The following is a 3,161-nucleotide window of genomic DNA, read 5'->3' on the forward strand; positions in this document are numbered from 1 at the left end:
CTTCATCCTTTACCTATCACCTTGCTTGGTCATGCCCTCGACCGATTAGTATCAGTCAGCTCCATGTGTTACCACACTTCCACCTCTGACCTATCTACCTCGTCGTCTTCAAGGGGTCTTACTACTTACGTAGGGATATCTCATCTTGAGGGGGGCTTCACGCTTAGATGCCTTCAGCGTTTATCCCGTCCCGGCTTGGCTACTCTGCCATGACCTTGGTAGTCAACAGATACACCAGCGGCCAGTCCATCCCGGTCCTCTCGTACTAAGGACAGCTCCTCTCAAATATCCTACGCCCACGCCGGATAGGGACCGAACTGTCTCACGACGTTCTGAACCCAGCTCGCGTACCGCTTTAATGGGCGAACAGCCCAACCCTTGGGACCTACTTCAGCCCCAGGATGCGATGAGCCGACATCGAGGTGCCAAACCACTCCGTCGATGTGAACTCTTGGGAGTGATAAGCCTGTTATCCCCAGGGTAGCTTTTATCCGTTGAGCGATGGCAATCCCACTTTATACCACCGGATCACTAAGTCCTACTTTCGTACCTGCTCCACCCGTCGGTGTCGCAGTCAAGCTCCCTTCTGCCTTTGCACTCTTCGAATGGTTTCCAACCATTCTGAGGGAACCTTTGAGCGCCTCCGATACCCTTTCGGAGGCGACCGCCCCAGTCAAACTCCCCACCTGACATTGTCCCCCGACCTGTTTAAGGCCGCTGGTTAGAAATCCAATACTGCAAGGGTGGTATCCCAACAGCGACTCTGTAGCTACTGGCGTAACTACTTCCCAGTCTCCCACCTATCCTGTACATGCAATACCGAATCCCAGTATCAAGCTGGAGTAAAGCTCCATGGGGTCTTTCCGTCCTGGCGCAGGTAACCAGCATCTTCACTGGTATTTCAATTTCACCGGGTGCATTGTTGAGACAGTGCCCAAATCATTACGCCTTTCGTGCGGGTCGGAACTTACCCGACAAGGAATTTCGCTACCTTAGGACCGTTATAGTTACGGCCGCCGTTTACTGGGGCTTAAGTTCAAAGCTTCGCGTTACCGCTAACCTCTCCCCTTAACCTTCCAGCACCGGGCAGGCGTCAGCCCATATACTTCACCTTTCGGTTTTGCATAGACCTGTGTTTTTGCTAAACAGTTGCTTGGGCCAATTCTCTGCGGCCAGCTTTCACTGGCACTCCTTCTCCCGAAGTTACGGAGTCATTTTGCCGAGTTCCTTAACAATGCTTCTCCCGTCGGCCTTAGGATTCTCTCCTCATCCACCTGTGTCGGTTTACGGTACGGGCTTAAGTAAAACAATAGCGGCTTTTCTTGACGCATGGCTCACACACTTCCCTACTCTTTATTCGGTCCGCATCACGTCTTCAGATTGTACAGCGGATTTGCCTGCTGCACTCCTACCTCGCTTGCACCGGTCTTTCCATTCCCGGCTTGTGCTCTCCTCACGTGTCCCCACAGTTCTGTTTACTTAAGGTACAGGAATCTCAACCTGTTGTCCATCGACTACGCCTCTCGGCCTCGCCTTAGGCCCCGACTTACCCAGAGCAGATCAGCTTTACTCTGGAAACCTTAGATATTCGGCCGGAAGGATTCTCACCTTCCTCTCGCTACTCATTCCGGCATTCTCTCTTCGATACAATCCACAGCTCCTTATCGGTACTGCTTCGTCTCGTATCCAATGCTCCTCTACCAATCAACATTCGTTGATTCCTGAGCTTCGGTAGTGTGTTTCAGCCCCGGACATTTTCGGCGCAGGACCTCTCGACTAGTGAGCTATTACGCACTCTTTGAATGTATGGCTGCTTCTGAGCCAACATCCTAGTTGTCTTCGAAATCCCACATCCTTTTCCACTTAACACACATTTTGGGACCTTAGCTGCAGGTCTGGGCTCTTTCCCTTTCGACTACCCAACTTATCTCGTGCAGTCTGACTCCCATACATCATCTACGCGGCATTCGGAGTTTGATATTCTTCGGTAAGCTTTGACGCCCCCTAGGAAATTCAGTGCTCTACCTCCGCAAGACTTGTATGAGGCTAGCCCTAAAGCTATTTCGAGGAGAACCAGCTATCTCCGGGTTCGATTGGAATTTCTCCCCTATCCACACCTCATCCCCACCCTTTTCAACGGATGTGGGTTCGGTCCTCCATTGCCTTTTACGGCAACTTCAACCTGGACATGGATAGATCACCCGGTTTCGGGTCTGCTCCGACTGACTCTGGCCCTATTAAGACTTGGTTTCCCTTCGGCTCCATCCCTGTAGGATTTAACCTCGCCAGCCGGCGCAACTCGCCGGACCGTTCTACAAAAAGTACGCGGTTCCACATTTATAGTGGTTCCACAGCTTGTAAACATATGGTTTCAGGTTCTTTTTCACTCCCCTCCCGGGGTCCTTTTCACCGTTCCTTCACAGTACTATGCGCTATCGGTCACTAAGGAGTATTTAGCCTTACGGGGTGGTCCCCGCGTGTTCAGTCAAGGTTCCACGTGTCTCGACCTACTCTGGATACCGCCTTGTCAATCGTCCTTTCGCTTACGGGGCTTTCACCCTCTCTGGCTGGCTTTCCCAAAACCATTCTGCTAAGACTCTTGAATCAATTGTGCGGTCCGAACCCCGGGATGCACGCATCCCGGTTTGGGCTCTTCCGGTTTCGCTCGCCGCTACTTCCGGAATCACATGTTGTTTTCTCTTCCTCCGGCTACTTAGATGTTTCAGTTCACCGGGTTCCCTTCCTAACGTTATGGATTGGCGTTAGGATACTTGAGGTTTGCTCAAGTGGGTTTCCCCATTCAGAGATCTCCGGATCATTGGATATTTGCTCCTCCCCGAAGCTTTTCGCAGCTTATCACGTCTTTCATCGGCTCTTAGTGCCAAGGCATCCACCATACGCTCTTTTCAGCATGACCAACTTGTTCTCATCCACGGGAATGGATGATCACTACACCGGTATAGCGTTACCGGCGTTGGTTCTAGGTTCGTTTTTTTACTTCGTTTTCTCGAAGGTGTTGTAATTATTAACAACATTCCTGTTAATAACAATTACCTCGGATGTCTTGAATAAGATATTTATCTTATCATTTCTATTTCTTATATGCAATTTTCAAGGTACATATAGATGCGAATATTCGAAAACAGTTATGTGTGACAAGC

Annotated in this window: 1 rRNA gene; it reads right to left on the bottom strand. The window is 50.4% G+C overall.

Going from position 1 to position 3,161, the window contains the following annotated elements:
- Positions 1 to 25 precede the first annotated feature (25 nt).
- Positions 26 to 2,917, bottom strand: a 23S ribosomal RNA gene (locus H8S07_RS14185).
- Between the last annotated feature and the right edge of the window lie 244 nt (positions 2,918 to 3,161).

It is taken from the genome of Dorea hominis, assembly GCF_014287705.1.
GTDB lineage: Bacteria > Bacillota > Clostridia > Lachnospirales > Lachnospiraceae > Dorea_D > Dorea_D hominis.